Genomic DNA, 21,101 nt, shown 5'->3' on the forward strand with positions numbered 1-21,101 from the left:
CCTTGTTCAGGAGGTATGGGTTGCCTCGCGGGCAAGCGGTTCACGCAGTGACGAACGTGACGCACGCCAGTCCGCGAGCAGCTTGGCACCGAAGCGCTCCTCGACGAATTCGGTGGCGTCGATGCCGAAGGCCACGTCCGTGGCGAGATGCGGCTCCTGCTCCAGCAGACCGCCGATGACCTCATGGCGCACGACCTGCTCGTGGACCGCGTCGGCCTCGACGTGCTCGTCGTAGAAGTGTTCGGCCGCGGGGCCGGCGCCGGTTCTGCGCATCGCCTCGGCGAGCCGCCGCGAGCCCGGTGACGAGGTGATCTCGACGGTCGCGAAATGGCCGACCAGGGCGCCCCTGAGGGCCCGGTGCAGACCGAACAGGGACATCATGTTCACGGTGACCAGGGCCTCGGCGGACGCCGCGTCGAGATAGCGGCCGTACGTGGTGTCCAGGCCCAGGTCCGTCATCAGGTCGGCGAACAGCCGGGCGTGCACGCGGTCGGCGCGGCCCCCGCCCCACTCGTCGAACTCGACCGCCGCCATCCCGGCCTTCGCCCGGCCCCACAGCCGCGGCAGCACCCAGGCGTGCGGGTCCGCCTCCTTCAGGTGGTACAGGGAGCGCTGCGCCGCGTACTCGCGCAGATGCCACAGCTCGCCTTCGTCGCGCAGGAAGTACGAGACGCCCGTACCCTCCACCGGCTCGACCAGCAGGGCCGCCAGCGCCTCGTCCACACTGTCGTGGACGCGGGCGTCGGTGCGCAGGGCCGACAGGAAGCGGTGCTCCATGGCCGCGCGCACCCGCAGCAGGTCGGGATCCCACTCGCGCTCCGGGGGCACCTGGGCGAAGCCCCGGTAGTGCAGCTCGTAGCAGAGGTAGAGGGCGAGCTGGAGGTCCTCGCCGTACACCGCGGCCCGGGCGACGTCCTCCATGCGGGGCAGTCGGCCCGCACCCCGCAGATACGCCGCGACGCCCCTGCTCAGCGGGCCGCGCGGCGTGGGTAGTCCTGGTTCTTCGTGCTCCATGCGCGCCGGGTACCCGCAGCGGGCCCAAGGTCACCGCCGGAGCGGGAGATCCTGGTCATGGCCCCGGGCGCGCGCCCGGGGCGCCCGTATCAGTCCCCTTCGGCCTGGTCCTGCGCGCCGGTGTTCGGGGAGGTGGCGTCGCCGGCCTCACCCCGGTGGCGCCGCTGTGCGGCGGAGTCCTCGGTGCGCGTCTCGGCGTCCTCGATCTCGCGCAGCACCTCCTCCAGGGCCGTCTCGGGCTGCTTGCCGGAGTGGTCGCGGTCGTGCTCGTGGGACACGGGTGTCTCCTTTCCTCGGTGCGGTGGGCGAGGCGCCGGTACTTCTGGTGTCGCCAGTGCTCCGGGTGTCGCGCTGGTGCGTCGGTGCGTCGGTGCGTCGTCCGGGGAGGCGCTCAGTGTGCGGAGGTCGCGATGCGCAGCGGTACGGGCTCGGCCGGGGCCGACTCCGCGTTGTGCCGGGACACCTCGGCCCACCAGGACGGGCCGTCCTCGATGTGCCGCAGCATCACACCCTCGCGGATCGCCCAGGGGCAGACGGTGAGGGACCGCAGGCCGGTCAGTTTCATCGCCGTGTGCCCGACGACCGCCCCGGCCAGGCTCTGCCCCGCCCGCGGGGCCGAGATGCCGGGCAGGCGCGCACGGTCCGCCGCGGGCAGGGCGGCCAGCTGCTTGATCGCCTCGCGCAGGTCCTCCCGGCGCATCTCACGGTCCACGAACGGGCCGTGCCGTCCGGGTGCGGCGCCGCACAGCCGGCCCAGCTGCTGGAAGGTGCGCGAGGTGGCGACCGCGGTGCGCGGACCCTCCCAGCGGATCCGCGCCGCGACGTCACGCAGCTGGTGGCGGACCTTGCGGCGCAGGGCGCGCAGCCGCTCCGGCGAGGGCGGGTCCTCGTCCTCGAAGTACTCGTGGGTGAGGCGGCGCGCCCCCAGCGGCAGCGACGCCACGAAGTCCGGCAGACGGCCGCGCCCGAAGGCGACCTCCAGGGTGCCGCCGCCGATGTCGAGCAGCGCGAGCGGGCCAGAGCGCCAGCCCATCCAGCGGCGGGCCCCGAGGAACGTCAGCTCGGCCTCGACCTCGCCGGGCAGCGTGCACAGGTCCACGCCCGTGCGGGTCCGGACGGTGTGCAGCACCTCCTGCCGGTTCGGCGCGTTGCGCACGACGGCGGTCGCGAAGGCCAGCGGACCGGCCGCGCCCCAGCGGGTGGCCGTCCTGCTCGCCTCCGCGACCGCGTGCACCAGCTGCTCCACGGCCGGCTCCGGGATGGGACCCCCCGGTGTGACCTGCTCGGACAGCCTCAGCCGCCACTTGGCGGTGTGCACGGGCAGCGGGACCCCGTCCGCCGCGTCCGCGACCACGAGTCTGACCGTGTTCGATCCCACGTCCACCACGCTGATTCGCATGCGCGGTGGGTACCCATTTCCTGCCCGGAGCAACGGCTCGGGCCGAGGGATGGCCGAGGATGCGCCATCGGAGTCCCGGTCGGCACGCCGTGTCACGCCATCTGCCGCCGCACCAGCTCGTGCAGCCGGCCGTTCGTGTCGGCGAGCAGCTGGGCGGGCGGGCCCTGCTGGATGACCTTGCCGTCCTCCATCACCACGACCCGGTCGGCGTCCATCACGGTCGACAGGCGGTGGGCGATGACGATCCGGGTGGCCTGGAGGGCCTTGGTGCTCTCGATGACCGTGCGCTGCGTCTCGTTGTCGAGGGCGCTGGTCGCCTCGTCGAAGAAGAGGATCCGCGGCCGGCGGATCAGCGCCTGGGCGATCATCAGCCGCTGGCGCTGCCCGCCGGAGACGGCCCCGCTGCCCGAGACGATGGTGTGCAGGCCCATCGGCATCCGCTTGATGTCCTCGGCGAGCCCGGCCATCTCGGCGGCCGCCATCGCCTCCTCGGGCGTGAACGGCTCGGTGCCGCAGATGACGTCCAGGATGGAGCCGGTGAACGGCTGCGCGTGCTGCAGCACCACACCGCACTGGCGGCGCACCGCCGACTGGTCGAGGGCCGCCAGGTCCTGGCCGTCGTAGAGCACGCTGCCCGAGACGGGGCGGTCGAAGCCGATCAGCAGGCGCAGCAGGGTCGACTTGCCGCAGCCGCTCGGGCCGACGATCGCCACGAACTCGCCGGGCCGCACCTCGAAGGACACGTCGTCCAGGACCAGCGGCCCGTCGTCCGTGTAGCGGAAGGACACGCGCCGCGCCTCGATCGCCCCGGTCAGCGGGCCCGGCCGGGTGCTCGCCGCGCGCACCTCGGGCGTGGCGTCCAGCACCGGCTTGATCTCCTCGAACAGCGGCAGCGCCGCCACCGCCGAGACGAACGCGCCGGTGAGCTGGGTGACGGACGTCAGCAGCATCGTCACCGACGTGTTGAACGTCAGGAACGCCGCCGCCGACATCGAGCCCCGGGCCGGACCGGCCAGCAGCATGAACATCAGCAGGGTGCACAGCGGCAGGTACACCGCGCCCAGCACGGAGGTGACGTTCTTGATGCGCCCGACCCGCTGCTGCAGTTCCCGGCTGCGCGCGAACTCCGACGCCCAGGCGGCGTAGGCGTAGTTCTCGGCGGCGGCCACCCGCAGCTTGGGCAGGCCGCGCAGGGTCTGGAAGGCCTGGTTGTTGAGCTTGTTGGAGAGCACCACCAGCCGCCGCTGCCAGCGCACCTGCCACAGACCGAGCCCCAGGAACACCGCGGCGATGACGACGAGCATGCCGATCGCGGCCATGGCCATCGGCACGCTGAACCAGAGCAGCAGCCCGAGGTTCATCGCGCCGACCGTCACCGACTGGGCGACCGTCGGCCCGACCCCGGCGAGCAGCCGGCGGATGGAGCTGATCCCCATGGCCGCGCTGGCCAATTCGCCGGTGGAGCGCTCGGTGAAGAACGTCGTCGGCAGCCTGAGCAGCCGGTCCCACACGGCCGGCTGGAGCGTGGCCTCGATACGGCCCTCCAGCCGCAGGATGGTCAGGTTCTGCAGCAGCATGAAGGTTGCGGCGACCACACTGCTGAGCATCACCGCCAGGCACACCTGCACGATCAGGTCCGTCTGCGCCTTCGGTACGAACTCGCCCAGTACCTTGCCCGTCGCGATCGGCACCAGCGCGCCGATCGCCACCGTGACCAGACCGCTGAGCAGCAGAGCCGTCAGGTCGCCGCGCATGCCCCGCATACAGAACCGCAGCAGCCGCAGCGGGCTGAGACCGCGCTCGGGCAGCGGACGGTAGAACATCACCGCGCGCGGTTCGAACTCGTCGGCGTTCGCCTTCTCGACGGGCGTCTCGCGTCCGGTGGAGGGATGCACCGCCACGTACCCGCCGCGCCGCCACAGAAGCGCCACCGGAGCGCCCGACAGGGCCCGCCGGCCCACCAGCGGCCCGACGTCGTCCCGCCACCAGCGGCCGTCCAGCCGTACGGCCCGGGTCCGCACCCGGGAGGCCAGGGCGACCTGCTCGACCGGGTCGAGGCGGTCGCCGCCGGTGCCCTTCTGCGTGGGCTCGGCGATGCTGATCCCGGCGGCCTGCCCGACCAGCCTGCACGCCGCGTAGGTCGCGTCGGCGTCGGCCGCGGTGGTCCGCTTCGACGACCGCTTGCCGATGGATGCGAGCAGCGTCCGATCGGCCTGGGCGCGGACCGCCTCACCGGCCTTGATGCCCTCGGCCGTGCGGTCCTCGTGGGTGCGCTCCAGCTGCTCGATCCAGCGGTCCAGGGTGGTCAGCAGCCGGTACTGCTGGTCGACCATGGACTGCCACAGCGCCGGGTCCATCAGCAGGTCGGCCGCCGCCTCGGCGCCGTAGAGCGAGCCGTACTGCACGCTGCCCGGCGGCACCTGCATCCAGAACACGTCGTCGTCCGTGGGCGCCGCGGCCCGTTCCGTGGCCATCGGCGCCTGGAACAGGATGGACAGGCTGCGGCCCACGCCGAGGGCGAGCGCGTACTCCAGGGGACTCGTCGTCGGCGGTACGTACTGCGGGTTGCCGTACTCGTCGTACGACCAGGTCGCGGTGTGGGCGGGCTGGTACAGCTCGCGCAGGCCGATGCGGTGCACCACGCAGTCCCGCAAGGGGCGGGCGACCAGGGTGTGCTGGGGCCCGGCCACCGGGCCGAGCACCAGCGAGCCCGCCTCCAGCCGGCCCAGGTGGTGCCAGTGGCCCTGCCGGCCGGCGTCGACCGCGAACAGGTCGACGGCGCCGGAGGCGACCAGCCACAGCACCTGGGGGCCTTCCAGGTCGAGGCGGTTGAAGCCGGCGCAGTCGAGGCGCGAGCCCAGCTGCCCGAAGGCGCCCAGGACGAGGTCCCCGTCGTGTCCTTCGTGGACGGTCGTCATCTCACCGTTCCCTGACCAGTGCCGCGTAGGCGCCGCCGAGCGCCACCAGTTCCTCGTGCCGTCCCCGCTCCACGACCGTGCCGTGCTGCAGGACGACGATCTCGTCGCTGTCGCGCACGGTGCTCAGCCGGTGCGCGATCACCACGCAGGCGCAGCCGCGCCGGCGCAGGTTGTCCATCACGACCAGTTCGGTCTCCGCGTCCAGCGCGCTGGTCACCTCGTCGAGCACCAGGATGCTGGGGCGGCGCACCAGCGCCCGCGCGATCTCCAGGCGCTGGCGCTGACCGCCGGAGAAGTTGCGGCCGTCCTGCTCGACCCGGCTGTGGATGCCGCCGGGCCGGCGCGTGATCACGTCGTACAGGGCGGCGTCGCGCAGCGCGTCCTCCACGGCGTCGTCCGGGATCGACGGGTCCCACAGCGCCACGTTGTCGCGGACCGTGCCCTCGAAGAGGAACACGTCCTGGTCGACGAAGGAGACGGAGGCGGCCAGGGCCCCGCGCGGGATGTCCTCGACGCGCTGCCCGTCGATGCGGATCACGCCCTCCCACGGCGCGTACAGGCCGGAGATCAGCCGGGACACCGTGGACTTCCCGGAGCCCGAGCCGCCGACCAGCGCCACCTGCTGCCCGGGCCCGACGGTCAGGTCGAAGCCGGTCAGCAGCGGCTTGTCGAGCGGGCTGTAGCCGAAGGTGATGTTCTCCAGCTCGACGTGGCCCTGCAGCCGGCGCGTCGACTCACCGGCACCGGGGCGGCCGTAGAGCGGGTCGGCCTTGAAGTTCTCCACGTCCTTCAGCCGGGCCACGTCGGCGGCGAAGTCCTGGATGCGGCCCGCGACGCCGTTGAGCCGGGTCAGCGGGGCGGTGAACCGGGTGACCAGGGCCTGGAAGGCGACCAGCAGGCCGACGGAGATGTGTCCCTCGACCGCCCGCATGCCGCCGATCCACAGGATCAGCGCGCTGTTGAGCGTGGCGAGCGTCGGCGCGACCACGCCCAGCCAGGCGCTGGGCACGCCGAGCCGCTGCTGCTCCTCCAGGGTGGTGGCGTGCTGCCCGGCCCACTTGCGGAAGTAGCCGTCCTCGCCGCCGGTCGCCTTCATCGTCTCGATGAGCTGCAGACCGGTGTAGGCGGTGTTGGTGAGCCGGGCCGTGTCGGCGCGCAGTTTCGCCGTACGGGTGGCGCGCAGCCGTACGACGATCCGCATGGCCACGATGTTCAGCAGCGCGACCCCGATGCCGACGAACGTCAGCTGCGGGTCGTAGGTGTACAGCAGCACCGCGTACAGCACGACCACGACGGCGTCCACGCCCGCCGCCGCGAGGTCGCGGGAGAGGGTCTCGGCGACCGCGTCGTTGGACTGCAGGCGCTGCACCAGGTCGGCCGGGCTGCGCTGGGAGAAGAACGTCACCGGCAGCCGCAGCAGGTGGCGCAGGAACCGGGCGCTGGACAGGGTCGAGGAGATGATCCGGCCGTGCAGCAGATTGGCCTGCTGGAGCCAGGTCAGCACGACCGTGAGCAGCACGCACGCCGCCATCGACGGGAACAGCACGCCCAGCAGCGAGGTCTGGCCGCCGATCAGGAACTCGTCGATGTAGGTGCGGCTGAGCGCGGGCACCGCAGCGCCGACGCCGACCAGCAGCAGGCTCGCCAGGACGGCGGCGGGCAGGGTGCCGGCGGTGCCGCGCAGCCGTGCGGGCATGGCGCCCAGGACGCCCGGCTTGCGGCCGCCGCGGGCGAAGTCCTCGCCGGGCTCCATGACCAGCACGACGCCGGTGAAGCTGCCGTCGAAGTCCTCCATGGGCACGAACCGGCGGCCCTTGCCGGGGTCGTTGATGTAGACGCCCCGGCGGCCGAAGCGGCGGCCCATGCCGTCGTAGACGACGTAGTGGTTGAACTCCCAGAACAGGACGGCCGGCGACTTCACCTCGGCGAGGGCGGCCAGGTCCATCTGCATGCCCTTGGCGGTGAGGCCGTAACTGCGGGCCGCCTTGAGCAGGTTGCTGGCGCGCGAGCCGTCGCGGGAGACGCCGCAGGCGATGCGCAGCTCCTCCAGCGGGACGTGCTTGCCGTAGTGGCCGAGCACCATCGCCAGGGACGCGGCGCCGCACTCGACGGCCTCCATCTGCAGGACGGTGGGGGTGCGGACGGCCTTCGCCCCGGCCTTGGGCACCTTGCGTTTCGGCGGGGCGGCGCGGCGCCTGCCCCGGCTCTCCTGGACGGGCGCGCTCATGGCAGCAGCCAGTCGACGGGACGCTGGTCGGCCATCTTGATGGAGCCGGAGGCCGCCGTCATGGACGTCAGCCTGAACGGCGGTCCCTCGGCGGAGGACCACGCGTAACCGCTCTTCGTGGCGGAGGACTTGTCCAATCGGACCGTCACGGCCACCGGCCTGCCCTTCTTCGTGAACTGCTCGCCCAGCTGGCTGTCCCCGAGGAACGCGGCGATCTGCTGCGGCGACTGGGCGGAGCGGTCGACGGACTTCACATGGCCGCGCAGCACGCCGTACTCCTGCGTGGGCACCGACTGCACGGTCAGGTCGACGGCGGCGCCGTCGGGGATCGAGGCGGCGTTCTCGGCGGGCACGTAGACCGTGGCGTAGAGGGGGTCCCCGGCGCGGGCGACCTTCTCGACGGCGGCCACGTCCGCGCCGGTCCTGATGATCTGTCCGACGCTCGTGGCGAGCGCGGAGACCCGGCCGGCGTCCAGCGTGCGCACCACGCTCTCGCCCTGGGGGGTGCGGACCTTGAGCACGGGGGAGTTCGCCGGGAGCCGTTCGCCCTGCTCGGCGAGGACGGCGGTGACCTGGCCCGAGACGGGGCTCTGCAGGATGTAACTGCCCTGCCCGTGCGTGAGGATGGCGGGCGCGCTGACGGTGGAGGCCACCGAACCGGTCACCGCCCACACCGAGGCGGCCGCCATCGCGACCACCGTCACGGAGAGCACGAGCCACCCCTGCGGGCGGGCGAAACGCACCGGAAGGTCGAGCTCCTCCGGTGACTGGAGCTTGGCGAGGGCCTGTTGGCGGAACTGCAAGGAACTTCCCTCACCCGGAGAAGAGGTTCTTACGGACGTGGCGGAGACGGCCGGGGCGCCCGGCCGGGCACCGCGTCATGGCACCCGAAGATCCCGGAACCGCCGGCTGCGGCTCCGGGAGTCGACGGCGTGAGGCCGGATCAGAGACCGGCGACCAGGTTGGTGACCGGGGCCGTGTTCAGGCCGGTGACACCCTCGACGGTGCCGACGGCGGTGTTCACCAGGCCGGAAACCGGAGCGATGCTGTCCACCGTGTCGGTGACGGTGTTCACGGCGTTCAGGGACAGGCCGCCGGAGACGGCGTCGAGCTCGGCGTCGGCGATCTCGACGGTCTCGACCTGGGGGGTGGAGTTCATGATGGAACTTCCCTTCGTATGGATATCTCACAAGGGGGGAGCGGCCCCCTCTGGGGACAGATGACGGCCGCGACCGCGAGCGCCGGGCAGCCGTTTCCGAATGCCCTTCGCGGCTCCCGCGGTGCGATGGATCAAAGCACGCCGCAGGCGCGGGCTTCCAATCAACCACCCCTCTCACCAGGGAACTTGCGGCGCAGTGGCACCTATCCGTGCAGGCTTGCGCACGCCTCGGTGGCGACTTCTTCACATGCGCCACGGCATCGGCTCATTCCCCCTCTTGAATCGCCGGACGGCGAATCCGGCACTCCCGTCGTAATGGCGTGACCGACGCGAAGGGCCGGGGGGCGAGTCCCTTTTCGGTGACTGGGTTGCGCATTCGATGTGCAGATTCGCTGGAGGTGGGATTCAACTCGGCGATCACAACAGATCGTTTCCGACCGGATGCGGAGTGTGTCGGGATCGGTGGCTCGGCGGGGCACGCGCGACTGACAGGCCGTCACCAGGTGCGGGAGCCACTTGCAAAAGGAATTGAACGCCCGGCGCGGCCCGTGCGTACCAACAGCCATCCAGGCGCCCCCCAACGAGCTGCCGGACGGCGGCCCCCACTCCGTCCCCCCAGGAGGAGAGAAGTTTGAGTCACAAGCGAATTCCGAAGCGCAAGGCCGCGATAGCGGCGGGCAGCGTGGTGGCGCTCGGCGCGGCCGCGATCCTGCTCCCCAACGCCAACGCCTCGCAGGACGGTTCGTCCGACGGCGCGGCGGCCGCGCCGAAGACCCTGAAGGCCGGCGACGCCTCGGATCTCGCCTCGCAGCTCGCCGGGCTCCTCGGTGACGCGTTCGGCGGCTCCTACTACGACGGTGACAACCAGCAGCTCGTCGTCAACGTCGTACCGGGCGACAACAACAACGTGATCGTGCAGGCGAAGGCGGCCGGCGCGAAGGTCCGCGAGGTCGACAACAGCTGGTCGGAGCTCCAGGACGGGGCGTCGACGCTGAAGTCCGAGGCGACCATCGAGGGCACCTCCTGGTCGATCGACCCGCGCACCAACAAGCTTCTGGTGACGGCCGACAGCACCGTGACCGGTGCCAAGTGGGACCGGCTGGAGTCCACCGTGCAGAGCCTCGGCTCCGGCATGGCGACCCTCAAGAAGTCGGCCGGCACCTTCAAGCCGTTCGTCTCCGGGGGCGACGCCATCTTCGCGGGCGGCTCGCGCTGCTCCCTCGGCTTCAACGTCACCGCGGGCGACGGCTCCCCGGCGTTCCTGACGGCCGGTCACTGCACCCTCGGCGGCAACGAGTGGTCCGACACGCAGGGCGGCCAGCCGATCGCCACGGTCGACCAGTCGACCTTCCCCGGCAACGGTGACTTCGCACTCGTGAAGTACGACGACCCGGCGACCCAGGCGCCCAGCGAGGTCAACCTCGGCAACCAGACCGTCCAGATCACCGAGGCCGCGGAGGCGACCGTCGGCCAGCAGGTCTTCCGGATGGGCAGCACCACCGGGCTCGCCGACGGCCAGGTCCTCGGTCTCGACGCCACGGTGAACTACCCGGAGGGCACGGTCACCGGCCTCATCCAGACCGACGTCTGTGCCGAGCCCGGCGACAGCGGCGGCTCGCTGTTCACCCAGGACGGTCTCGCGATCGGCCTCACCTCCGGCGGCAGCGGTGACTGCACCGTCGGCGGCGAGACCTTCTTCCAGCCGGTCACCACCGCGCTGGAGGCGGTCGGCGCGACCCTCGGCGGCGGCGCGGCGGACGGTGGAGCGGGCGCGGGCGAGGAAGCCGGCGCCGGCCAGGAAGCGGGCGCGGGCGAAGAGGCCGGTGCCGGGAACGGTCAGGGCGTCGGCGCCGGCAACGGTCAGGGCGCCGGCAATGGCCAGGGCGTCGGCGCGGGGAACGGTCAGGGCGCCGGTGCCGGGAACGGTCAGGGCGTCGGTGCCGGGAACGGTCAGGACACCGGCCAGGGCGTCGAGGGCGACTCGGGTCTGACCGAGTCGCGCTGACCCCACCACGTCGGCAGCCGGTCCGACGCCGCCGCTCCGGCCCCGCCCCCCTTCCTGGCGGGACCGGAGCGGCCACCGGTACCCCACGCCACCGTTCGGCCACGCCCCCGGCCGCTGGTGAGCCGGGCCGGCCCTCCGGCGGGAGGACCGGCCCGTCGCGCTGCCCGGCGCCGGGCGATCCGGCCGACGGGGCGCACGCGGTGCTGCCTACCGTGCCGGCCTACCCGACCGCCCTGATCAGCAGCAGGGCGATGTCGTCCAGCCGTTCCTCGCCGTCCGAGTGGTGGCGTTCGTGGTGTACGAGGCTGTCGGCCAGGCGGTCCAGCGGCTGGTCCCCGGCGTCGGCCAGGCGGTGGCCCAGATCCGCGAGGGCCTCCTCGAAGTCCGTGCCCGGGGACTCCACCAGCCCGTCGGTGTAGAGGACGAGCAGGGAACCGGGAGCCAGAGCGACCTCCGTCGTCGGGTACACGGCCCCGGCGTCGATGCCGAGCAGCGGACCCCCGGCCAGGTCGAGCACGCGCACCCGCCCGTCCGGCCGTCGCAGCAGCGGCGGCGGATGGCCCGCCCGGGACATCACGGCCCGCCCGTGCGCCGGGTCCAGCCGCAGGTACAGGCAGCTCGCGAACAGGTCGGACCCCAGCTCCAGCAGCAGCCGGTTGGTGCTGCGCATGACCTCCTCGGGCGCCTGGCCCACGGCCGTGTACGCCCGGACCGCCGTCCGTACCTGCCCCATCAGCCCGGCCGCCGTGACGTTGTGCCCCTGCACGTCCCCGATCACCGCCGCCGCCTTGCCCTGCGTGCGCACCAGGTCGTAGAAGTCGCCGCCGATGTCCATGCCCTGCGTGGCCGGCACATAGCGGCCCGCCGCCTCGATGCCGGGCAGCGACGGCAGCGAGTGCGGCAGCAGCGCCTCCTGCAGGCCGTGTGCGAGCCGGTGCTTGGCGTCGTACAGGAGTGCCCGCTCCAGCGCCTGGGCGATCAGCCCGGCCAGGCTGGTCATGATCGCCCGCTCCTCGGTCGGGAAGGGATGCGGCTCGGCGTAGGAGAGCACGCACGTCCCCACCGGCCGCCCCTGGGCGATCAGCGGCAGGTAGGCCCAGGCCGCGAAGCCGTCGGGGGTGGCCAGCCGCGCCGGGTACAGGCGCTCCAGCTGCTCCTGCGACTCGAAGAACGCCGGCACGCCCGTGCGCAGTACCTGCGTGCCGGGCGTCGGTTCGGACAGGGGCAGCCCGTCGAACCGTTCCACCACATGTGCGTCCGGGTAGCCGCGGTGCCCGAGGACGCGCAGCCGGTTGGCCCGCGACCCCAGCACGACCAGGGCCTGGCTGCCCACGGCCGGTGCGATCTCGTCGGCGACCAGCTGTACCACGTCCTGCACCCCGACCGCCTCGGTCAGCGCCCCGGCCAGGTTCAGCACCTGCGAGATGGTGACCAGCCGGGACGGCGTCCCGTCGGGCGGTGGCACGGTCCGGTTCATCTCTGACACGGCCCGGGACCGGGTGATGCGCACGCTCAGGCCCGTCGTGCTGGGATACAGCCGGAACGACAGCCACTCGCCGGGCGGGCGCAGCGCCACGAACGACGTGATGTGCTGGCTGAGCAGCGCGGCCCGGTACCGGTCCTCGTACACGGGGTCGTTGAGCCACGGCACCGACGCCCACAGCTGTGTGCCCAGCAGCCGGCTGACCGGGACGTTCAGCAGCTCGGACGCCGCCGCGTTGACGAAGCCGATCCGCCCGTGCAGGTCCAGCGACACCAGCCCGTACGGCAGCCGGCTCACCATCCGGGCCGCCTCGACGGTGCCCAGCGTCCCGGCCACCCCGCCCCCCAGGGGCGCGGCGACCAGGTCGGGTTCGGGGTGCGGCGGGATGCTCTGCCGGGCGGCCCGCTCCAGCCGGACCGCCAGCCGTCCGCAGGCCGCGGTGAGGTGCTCGCGCTCGTGCTCGGACAGCTCCGGCGGGTGCGCGCCCGGCCAGGTCACGAAGACCGCGCCGTACACCGTGGAGTCGGTGGCGACCGGGACCGCGGCGAGGGCGAACGGATAGGGCAGCACCACCGCGATGCGCGGATACTGGCGGGCCATCTCCTCCTCGCCGCCCACCCAGACCAGCCGCCGCTCGCGCGCCGCGTCCGCCACCGGGATCGGCGCGGTCAGCCCCACCCGCTCCCAGGGCGCCGCGAATGCCCGCGGCAGCCCGGCCATCACCGCCATCTCCAGCACGGGCTGGTCCTGCGCGAGCAGGTACACCGCGCCCGAGTGGGCGTGCACCTCGTCCATCATCGAGGCCAGCGCCAGGGACAGCAGCGGACGGCCGACCGGCGCCCTGGCGGCTGCCGGCGCCTGCGCGGACGGCTGCCCGTCGGACACGCCGACCACCTCCTCGCACGGCCGCGCGACCGGACCCAGGACTAAATCTCCCCCTTGGCGGCCCGTCGCGCACGACGAACGGTCGGCGACCCACCCGGTTACCGCCGGTCACATCCGGAGGGCCGCTTGGGGGACGCCCCGTGTACCCCGACTGCTGCGAGCCATGCCCCCGCATCGGAAGCGCGGCCGGGCGTACGGGCGCTGCGTGTGCGCCCCCGCGCACCCTGATGGCCGGTTCTTCGCACCCACGCAGGGTCACGGTCACGAACAATGGGCACGCGCTCCAAGGGACGAGGGGCGTACGGCGAGCCGAGGGGGTGGCAGTGATCCGGGTGCTGTTGGTGCACGACGAGTGTCTGGTCCGATCGGTGCTGGCGGAGTGGCTGCGGGCGGAGCCCGATCTGGCGGTGCAGGACACGTCGTGGCGCGGGGCGCCCGGCCTGCTCCGGTCGGTACGGCCGGACGTGTGCGCGGCGGACCTGGAGTGCGCGGACTCCTACGGCATCCCGCCGCTGGGAGAACTGAGCCGGGCGGGCGCGGACCAGGTGCGTCCGCGATTACTGGTGCTCGCGACCGCGAGCCGACCGGGTCTGCTGAAACGTGCTGTGGAAGCGGGGGCGCTGGGTTATGTCGACAAGGAGGGGTCGCCGCAGAACCTGCTGCGCGGAATCCGCCGGGTCGCCGAGGGGGAACGTTTCGTCAACGACTCCCTCGGCTTCGGGTTCCTGAAGGCGGCCGAGATGCCGCTGACCCGCAGAGAACTGAGCGTGTTATCCCTCGCGGCCGAGGGAGCCTCCATCGCGGAGATCGCCGGAAGCCTGCACCTCTCCCACGGGACGGTGCGCAACTACATGGCCGCCATCACCCGCAAGACCGGGGCCCGCAACCGCATCGACGCGATCCGCATCTCGCAGGGCCAGGGCTGGCTCTGACCGCCGCCGGGAGGGCCCGGGCGCCCAGCTGCCCACCAGGTCCCGGTAGAGCGCCGAGGTCCGCATCAGCTCCTCGTGACGGCCGTGCGCCGAGTTCCGGCCGTCCATGACCAGCACCCGCCCGGCCCGCCGGGCCGAGCTGATGCGGTGGGCGACCACCACCAGGGTTCCGCCCGGCCGCCGGGCGAAGGCCCGCTCCGCGCGCTCCTCCGTCCCGGGGTCCAGATGGCAGGTGGCCTCGTCGAGCAGGGCGAGCGGGGCGTCTGACAGGTAGGCCCTGGTCAGCGCGATCAGCTGCCGCTCGCCGGCCGACAGGGACGCCGGGTCGACCCGCGCGCCTAGTCCGCCCAGGCGTGCGGCCAGCGGGGCGAGGCCGACCGCCTCGGACGCGGCGCGCAGTTCCTCCTCGGGGACCGGGCCGGCCCGCAAGTAGGCGAGATTCTCGGCCAGGGTGCCGCCGAAGACATACGCCTCCTGCGGGATGAGCACCCGGCCGGCCGCGGCCTCCGGCCCGGGCACCGGGTGCCCGCCGACCCGGATCGTCCCGCAGCGCGGCGTGAGCAGCCCGGCCACGAGGGCGGTGAGTGTCGACTTGCCGACACCGCTGGGACCCACGACGGCCAGATGCGAGCCGGCCGGAACGGTGAGATCGAGACCCCGCACCACGGGCTCACTGGCCGGACCGTAGGCGAACGTGACACCGGCCAGCTCGACGGCGGGGGCGATGGCGCCCGCGGCGGCGGACCGGGACCGGGGCGCGGGAGTCCGCCCGCACACGGGTCCACCGCTGGCCCCCGGGGCGGGGACCCGGCCGGGCACGGCTCCCGGGGCGGGGCCACAGCCGGGGACCGCCTCCGGGGCGGGGTTACGGTCGGGGACCGCTTCCGGGGCGGGGGCCCGGTGGGGCGCGGCTTCCGGGGCGGGGCCACGGCTGGGGACTGCCTCCGGGCCGGAGCTGTGGTCGGGGACCGCTTCCGGGGCGGGGGCCCGGTGGGGCGCGGCTTCCGGGGCGGGGCCACGGCTGGGGACTGCCTCCGGGCCGGAGCTGTGGTCGGGGACCGCTTCCGGGGCGGGGGCCCGGTGGGGCGCGGCTTCCGGGGCGGGGCCACGGCTGGGGACTGCCTCCGGGCCGGAGCTGTGGTCGGGGACCGCTTCCGGGGCGGGGTTACGGTCGGGGACCGCTTCCGGGGCGGGGTTACGGTCGGGGATCGACCCCGGGCCTGGGACCTGGTGGGGCACCGACTCTGGGGAGGGCGGTGTCGCGGCGGGGGTGTCGTCGGTCGGCCGCGGACCTTGCGTCCGGGCGGTCGCGGGGTCGTGGCCCGGTTCGGGGGCGTCCGCTCGGGACAGTCTGCGCAGGACCACCGTCAGGCGGGAGCCGCTGGTGCCCAGGCCGTGGACCAGGTTGCGCAGGGCGGGGAGCAGGGACTGCGTGACATAGGCGAGGGCACCGACCAGGGCGCCGGCGGTCACGCCGTGGTCGAGGAGCCAGGGGGCCGTGACGAGCAGCAGCACGATCGGCAGCTGGCCGCCGACCGCCAGGGACGCCACCCGCAGCACCCCCCAGTGCGCCAGGGCCCGGGCCGCGCGCAGCTCCGCCTCGACACGCTCCCCGGTACCGGCGGCGACCTGCGCCTCCGCGCCCGTCGCCGTGACGTCCCGCAGGCCCGGGCAGACGGTGCCCAGATGTCCGGCCAGGGCCTCGTCGGCGACCAGGAACGCCTCCTGCCGCCGGGCCAGTGGCCGCAGCGTCACCGCGAACAGCGCCACACCCGCGGCCAGCGGCGGGCCCACGACCAGCAGCAGCGGCGGGGCGAGCGCGAACAGCCCGGCCAGGGCGCCCGCGGCGGTGAACACGAAGGAGCGGGAGACCATGACCAGCCCGGCGAAGGTGTCCCGGGCGATCTCCACCTGCTGGGTCAGCCCCGACAGCGTTCCCGGGTCGCCGGTGCGCACGCCGCGGGAGACCACCCGGTGCACCAGCCGGTCCCGGAGGGGCTCGACGAGGGCGGCGAGGGCGGCGTGGATCCGTGCGGTGCCGTAGGCGCCGATCAGCACCCCGGCCCCGGTCACCGCGAGCCAGGCCAGTCCTGTGTCCGCCCGCCCGCGCAGGAAGCCGTCGTCCAGGGCCCGGGCGGTCCCGTAGCCCATGAGGAAGGTCTGCCCGGTCTCCAGCACGGACCAGAACACGAGTCGCGCCAGGGCCCGCCGGCGCCCCAGCAGAAACCGCAGCCCCCGCACGGACAGCGCGGCACCGCCCCCGTCACCCCTGTCACCCTCCGGGCCGCCGCCGGGTACGGCAGCGCCGCGCTCCGGCCCTCCCGGTCCAGTCGCGTCGCGCTCCGGCCCTCCCAGCGCAGCCGGGCCCTCCTCGGGGCCGCCACGCGCGGATGTGTCGGTCATGGTTGTGCTCCGCTTTCGGTCTCCGGGTATGCCGTGTTCTCCGCCTCCCCGAACACCGCCCGGTACTCCGGGATCCGCCACAGTTCCTCGTGCGGCCCGACCGCCCGTACGCGTCCGCCGTCCAGCCAGGCCACCGCGTCGGCGCGGGCCGCGGTCGCGCTGCGGTGGGCGACCAGGAGCCGGGTGGTGCCGGGCCCGGCGCCGAGGAGGGCGTCGGCGATGCGGCGTTCCGTCACCGTGTCGAGGCTGGAGAGCGCGTCGTCCAGGATCAGCAGACGGCCGCCGTGGGCGAACGCCCGGGCGAGGCCGAGCCGTTGGGACTCGCCGCCCGAGCGCGGGGCGTCGGCGACGGGCGTGTCGTAGCCCTCGGGCAGGCGGCGGACGAAGTCGTCCGCCAGGGCCGTGCGGGCCGCCTGACGGATCGCGGCGGGGGAGGGGGACGCCAGGCCCAGGCCGATCGCCTGCCCGACCGTGCCGCCCAGGAGCGCCGGACGGGCGAAGGCGTAGCCGACGGCGCGGCGCAGGTCGTCATGGGGCAGGTCGCGCAGCGGTACGCCGTCGAGCAGGACCTCGCCCCCGTCCGGGTCCGCGAGCCGGCCGGCGAGTGCGGCCAGCAGGGACTTGCCGGCACCGGAGCGGCCGACCACGGCCAGGGCGGTGCCCCCGGGCACGACGAGGTCCACCCCGTCGAGCACCGCGCGTCCGCCCCGCCGGGCCGTCACGCCCCGCAGCTCCAGCCGGCCGGGTCCGCCGGGCAGCGGGCGGGTGCCGAACACGGCGGCCGGTTCGGTCTCGACCTCGCCGAGGCGCCGGGCCGCCGCCCGGGCCCGGGCCAGCCCGGCGAGCCGCCCGACCAGGACGCCGACGCCCGTGGCGAGCACCGCGTACCGCGAGGCGGCCAGCACCTCGCCGACCGAGAGCCGGCCCCGGGTGAGCAGCACACCGGCCACGGCGACGACCCCGAGGTGCAGCAGCGGCGCCACGGCGACCGCCCGCGCGGCGGCCCGCCCCTGCACGCGCCACATGCGGTGCCCGGCCCGGGACAGCTCCGGCAGCGGCCGCAGCACCCGGGCCGTCTCCCGGTCCTGCGTACCCGCCGCCCGGACGGTACGGACCCCTTCGACGGCCTCGGCCAGCGCCGCCGCGATATCGCCCTGGGCCCGCTGGTAGCGCGCCGCGCTCTCGGCGGTGTCCCGGGCGACGGCACGCAGCAGGAGGGTCAGCAGGGGCGCTCCGGCGAGGAAGACGGTCGCGAGCCACCAGTCGATCAGGCCGAGCGCGACGACCCCGCCGACGGGCCCGGCGAGCGCGGCCAGGAGAGCCGCACGGGCCGCGGGCGTGGTCCCGGCCTCGGCGGCGTTGCCGACCAGACGTGCGACGAGGTCACCGGAGCCGAACCGGTCGGCGGCGCGCGGCCCGGTGCCCAGCACGTGCCCGGTGAGCCGGCGCCGCAGCCACGCGGTCGAACGGGCGTCGACGGTGCCGGTGAGGACCGTCTGGGCGGCGTCCAGCAGGGCCAGCAGCAGTACCAGGCCGGCGCAGCAGAGCACCCAGCGGGTCGCGGGGGCGTGCGCCAGCAGCAGATCGAGGGTCCGGCCCAGCGCGGCCGGAAGCAGCAGCCCGGCACCGGTCGCCGCCGTGCTCACCAGGCACAGGGCCGCACAGCCGGCCGCGCTGTGCCGGGTGGCCGTACGCAGCAGCGCGCGGGCGTGCCCGGCCGCCGGGTCGTCGTCGGCACGCGTGGTCATACGGGCCTTCCGTGGAACGGGTGGGCCCCGGACGGCCCCTCCCCGTGGGGAGGGAGCCGCCCGGAGCCGTCCGCGGACCGTCGGTCAGAGACAGAGCAGGACGCTCGCCGCGCTGATGCAGGAGATCAGGCTCACCGTGCTGGCGCCGCCGCCGTCCGTACGCTCTTCGGTCTCGATCGTCTGCAGGTCGAGAAGTGCCATGGTGTGTCCTTTCATCGGGTGTCCGTCCGTGGTCATCCGTGGGGACGGGGTGGTGTCACGACTCCGCGGGATCGCGGAACCGCGTCGAGGGGCCGCCGTGCGGCGGCGGGAGGAACGGCAGGTGGGCGCCGGTGGCCGGGTCGAGGGCCGCGCCGAGCGCCAGCAGGCACCCGGCCGTTCCGGTGGCGAGGTCCATGGACAGCCGCATCATCTGGTGCCCGGGGAAGGCCAGTTGGCCCTCGTACGCCATCGAGAACCAGCCGAGCCCGGCGATCTGCCCGGCCAGCCGGTCGGGGCCGGCGCCCGGCGCGGTGGTACGGCTGAGGTGCAGGATCATTCCGGCGCGGCCCTGGAACAGCCCGGGCTGCGCGTAGAAGCGTGAGGTGGCGGCGGTGAGGACGCCGGAGCGCGCGGCCGCGAACTCCTCGGCGAGGGTGGGCGCGTGGGAGACGAGGTCGTCGAGGACCAGGCCCAGACCGGCGCTGCCGTCGCCGAGGTAGGGCAGGGTCCGCCAGCCCTCGTCGACCTCCAGCGCCCCGTTCTCGCGGGTCACGCAGGACTGCAGGTCCCGGCGCAGGGCCACGGCCGCCGCCTCCAGCCAGGCGTCCTGGCCGGTCCACTCGTACTGCCGCAGCAGGAACAGCGCCGGCCCGGTCGCGCCCCGCAGCAGCCCGGCGCGCTGCCGTGCCGCGGCCGGGGGAGGCTCGGCGAGCCGGTGCACCAGGATCCGCGCGGCGTCGGCGGCCCGGTCGCGCAGCTCGCTCTCGCCCGTGGTGCGGGCCAGCTGCCCGAGGACCAGGCCCAGTCCGGCCAGTCCGCCGTGCAGGTCCGAGGAGAGGTTCTGCCAGCGCTCCGCGAGGATCGCCTCGATCAGGTCCAGGGCCCGCTGCCGGTGCCCGAGCCGGTCCAGGACCAGCGCGACGCCCGCGAGCCCGTCGTACAGGCCGAGGGGCGTGCCCACCGGGGCCGGGGCGGTGTGGGCCAGCAGCCAGCGCTCGCCCTCCTCGTACCGCTCGGCGCCGACGGCGTCCAGCGCGTACAGCACCCCGGCCGCGCCGTGCGCGATCCCCAGCCCGCCACCGTCGGAGAACTGGGCGACGTCCCCGGGGAAGAGCCGGTCGGTCCGCTCCGGGGTCGCCGAGGCGAGGATCGCCTTGACCATCGAGTCCCGGCTGTACGGCCAGTCGCCCGGGTCCACCGGCGAGGAGGCGGCGGCCGGCGCGCGGCCGGACACCTCCCGCGTGATCTCCGCGACCGCCTCGTCGAGGAACGCGCGCGGCACGTCCGGGAACTGCTGCGCGATCACCTCCGCCAGATGCGCCGCCTTGCCGCGGTCGACCACGAACAGCGTGGTCACCGGCAGGAACAGGGCCAGCCGCAGACAGGCCAGCGCATAGCGGTCGACGTCCGCGCCCCGGCGGTCCGGCGGCGCGAAGAAACCGGGGTGGGCGACGACCTGACGGCCGTTCTCCCCGACCGGGGCCGCGGCCTCGAAGTCGATCAGGAAGACCGACTCCTCGTCAGGGGCGACCATGATGTTGAAGACGTGCAGGTCGTTGAAGACGATGCCGCGCGCGTGCACCGCCGCCACGGCCTCCTCCACCCGGCGGTGGACGCGCAGCGCCCACGCCGTGTACGAGGCGACGGCCTCCGGGTCGGGGTCCTGCGCCAGCAGCGGGTGCCGCTCCGCGAAGAAGGAGTTGAGCGGACGGCCCTCGACGAAGTCCATCACCAGGAAGCGGTGGCCGCCGAGCTCGAACCAGTCGCGCACCTCCGGGACCACGCCCGTGCCCGCGACCTGCTCCAGCGCCCGCCGCTCGCGCTCCAGCCGGGCGATCGCGTCGGCGCCGTCCGAGGCGAGCCCCGCGTGCGGCCGGCCCTCCTTCAGGACGACCTTGCGCCCGTCGCGGGTGTCGGTGCCCGCGTACACCCCGCCGCCGTTGGAGAAGTGCAGTGCCTTCTCGATGCGGTACGGCAGGTCGCCGACCGTGGTGGTGTTGCGCGCGTCGAGATGCGGCTGGAGGAACGCCGGGAGCGTCACCCACTCGGGCACCTGGAAGGACGGCGACCGCCGGTCCGGCACCAGGCGTCCCTCACCGTCGCGCACCGCCGGCACCAGCGAGCCCCGGTCGTCCACGACGAACGCGCGGGCGAACGCGCCGTACCGCACGTACAGCGGCCCTTCGCCCCAGCGCAGGTCGGTGAGGATGTACGGCCCCTCGAACCCCTCCAGCAGCGCGCCGAGCCCGCGCAGCACCTCGTGCAGCTGCTCCTCGCCGTCCGGGTAGACGGTGACGAACTTGCCGCTGCCGTCACGCGGCGCGTACTTGGTGTTGCGCAGGTGCAGCAGGTGCGGACCGGGGACGAACTTGAAGGGGATCCGCCGCTCGACGCAGTAGTCCCACACGATCCCGGAGATCTCCCCCGCGTTCGCGCGGGTCGCCGAGGCGTGGATCTTCCAGCCCTGCGCCGGGCCCTGCGCCGGCTTCCCGTCCGGGCCGAGCGGCGTCATCGTCAGCCAGTCGCCGATCCGCGCGGCCTCCCAGCCCTCGGGCACCGGCCGGCGGGCCGTCTCGTAGAGGTGCGCGGCCGTCCCCTGCCCGCCGTCGGCGAGCCGGTCCGGCGTCTCGTAGAAATGCCGGTCGGCCAGCGCGTACACCTCGTACCGCTTGTCCATGCGTCCCCCTCCGTGACGAGGACCGAGCCTTCCAGCCGGCCGAGGGCCCG

The 21,101-nt window shown here is 74.1% G+C and carries 13 protein-coding genes and 1 pseudogene; 2 read left to right on the top strand and 12 right to left on the bottom strand.

Annotated elements, in window-relative coordinates; genetic code table 11:
• Positions 1–6: 6 nt before the first annotated feature.
• From CHR28_RS29580 to CHR28_RS29610, 7 genes are all read right to left on the bottom strand, one after another.
• The gene (locus CHR28_RS29580) at positions 7–1,014 is read right to left on the bottom strand and encodes an iron-containing redox enzyme family protein (RefSeq protein WP_094056773.1); all 1,008 of its coding nucleotides are present in this window, start codon (positions 1,012–1,014) and stop codon (positions 7–9) included.
• A gap of 89 nt (positions 1,015–1,103) precedes the next feature.
• Entirely contained in the window at positions 1,104–1,292 is a 189-nt protein-coding gene (locus CHR28_RS29585) for a hypothetical protein (protein WP_094056774.1), read from the bottom strand.
• A gap of 113 nt (positions 1,293–1,405) precedes the next feature.
• Complete coding sequence (locus CHR28_RS29590) at positions 1,406–2,413, bottom strand: Ppx/GppA phosphatase family protein (RefSeq protein ID WP_094056775.1); 1,008 nt, start codon at positions 2,411–2,413, stop codon at positions 1,406–1,408.
• Between the two features lie 92 nt (positions 2,414–2,505).
• Complete coding sequence (locus CHR28_RS29595; protein WP_094056776.1) at positions 2,506–5,331, bottom strand: NHLP bacteriocin export ABC transporter permease/ATPase subunit; 2,826 nt, start codon at positions 5,329–5,331, stop codon at positions 2,506–2,508.
• A gap of 1 nt (position 5,332) precedes the next feature.
• The gene (locus tag CHR28_RS29600; protein ID WP_094056777.1) at positions 5,333–7,558 is read right to left on the bottom strand and encodes an NHLP family bacteriocin export ABC transporter peptidase/permease/ATPase subunit; all 2,226 of its coding nucleotides are present in this window, start codon (positions 7,556–7,558) and stop codon (positions 5,333–5,335) included.
• Entirely contained in the window at positions 7,555–8,361 is an 807-nt protein-coding gene (locus CHR28_RS29605) for an HlyD family efflux transporter periplasmic adaptor subunit (RefSeq protein WP_094056778.1), read from the bottom strand. The genes CHR28_RS29600 and CHR28_RS29605 overlap by 4 nt, the downstream gene beginning before the upstream one ends.
• A gap of 140 nt (positions 8,362–8,501) precedes the next feature.
• Positions 8,502–8,717 (bottom strand): type A2 lantipeptide, encoded by a 216-nt coding sequence (locus tag CHR28_RS29610; protein WP_094056779.1) that lies wholly within the window; start codon positions 8,715–8,717, stop codon positions 8,502–8,504.
• Between the two features lie 631 nt (positions 8,718–9,348).
• Here CHR28_RS29610 and CHR28_RS29615 point away from each other — a divergent pair.
• On the top strand, positions 9,349–10,722 hold the full coding sequence (locus CHR28_RS29615; protein ID WP_094056780.1) for a S1 family peptidase: 1,374 nt from the start codon (positions 9,349–9,351) through the stop codon (positions 10,720–10,722).
• A 220-nt stretch (positions 10,723–10,942) separates the two neighbouring features.
• Here CHR28_RS29615 and CHR28_RS29620 read toward each other — a convergent pair whose 3' ends face one another.
• Positions 10,943–13,090: a PP2C family protein-serine/threonine phosphatase gene (locus tag CHR28_RS29620; RefSeq protein ID WP_094056810.1), complete on the bottom strand. Its 2,148-nt coding sequence runs from the start codon at positions 13,088–13,090 to the stop codon at positions 10,943–10,945.
• Between the two features lie 227 nt (positions 13,091–13,317).
• On the opposite strand from CHR28_RS29620, the pseudogene CHR28_RS29625 reads away from it, so the two are divergent.
• Positions 13,318–13,938 (top strand): annotated as a pseudogene (locus tag CHR28_RS29625) (LuxR C-terminal-related transcriptional regulator); the annotation flags it as partial.
• On the opposite strand, the gene CHR28_RS29630 reads toward CHR28_RS29625, so the two are convergent.
• The 4 genes from CHR28_RS29630 to lanKC all read right to left on the bottom strand — a co-directional run bounded on the left by CHR28_RS29630 (position 13,861) and on the right by lanKC (position 21,051).
• On the bottom strand, positions 13,861–16,425 hold the full coding sequence (locus tag CHR28_RS29630) for an ATP-binding cassette domain-containing protein (RefSeq protein ID WP_306437584.1): 2,565 nt from the start codon (positions 16,423–16,425) through the stop codon (positions 13,861–13,863). The pseudogene CHR28_RS29625 and the gene CHR28_RS29630 overlap by 78 nt on opposite strands.
• Entirely contained in the window at positions 16,422–18,173 is a 1,752-nt protein-coding gene (locus CHR28_RS29635; RefSeq protein ID WP_094056782.1) for an ABC transporter ATP-binding protein, read from the bottom strand. Before CHR28_RS29635 ends, CHR28_RS29630 begins: the two co-directional genes overlap by 4 nt.
• An 84-nt stretch (positions 18,174–18,257) precedes the next feature.
• The gene (locus CHR28_RS29640) at positions 18,258–18,374 is read right to left on the bottom strand and encodes a SapB/AmfS family lanthipeptide (protein WP_094056783.1); all 117 of its coding nucleotides are present in this window, start codon (positions 18,372–18,374) and stop codon (positions 18,258–18,260) included.
• A gap of 55 nt (positions 18,375–18,429) precedes the next feature.
• Positions 18,430–21,051 carry a class III lanthionine synthetase LanKC gene (gene lanKC, locus CHR28_RS29645; RefSeq protein ID WP_094056784.1) on the bottom strand — a complete coding sequence of 874 codons (2,622 nt, stop codon included), beginning with the start codon at positions 21,049–21,051 and terminating at the stop codon, positions 18,430–18,432.
• Positions 21,052–21,101 lie beyond the last annotated feature (50 nt).

It is taken from the genome of Streptomyces sp. XY006, from assembly GCF_002237655.1.
GTDB classification, from domain to species: Bacteria; Actinomycetota; Actinomycetes; order Streptomycetales; family Streptomycetaceae; genus Streptomyces; species Streptomyces levis.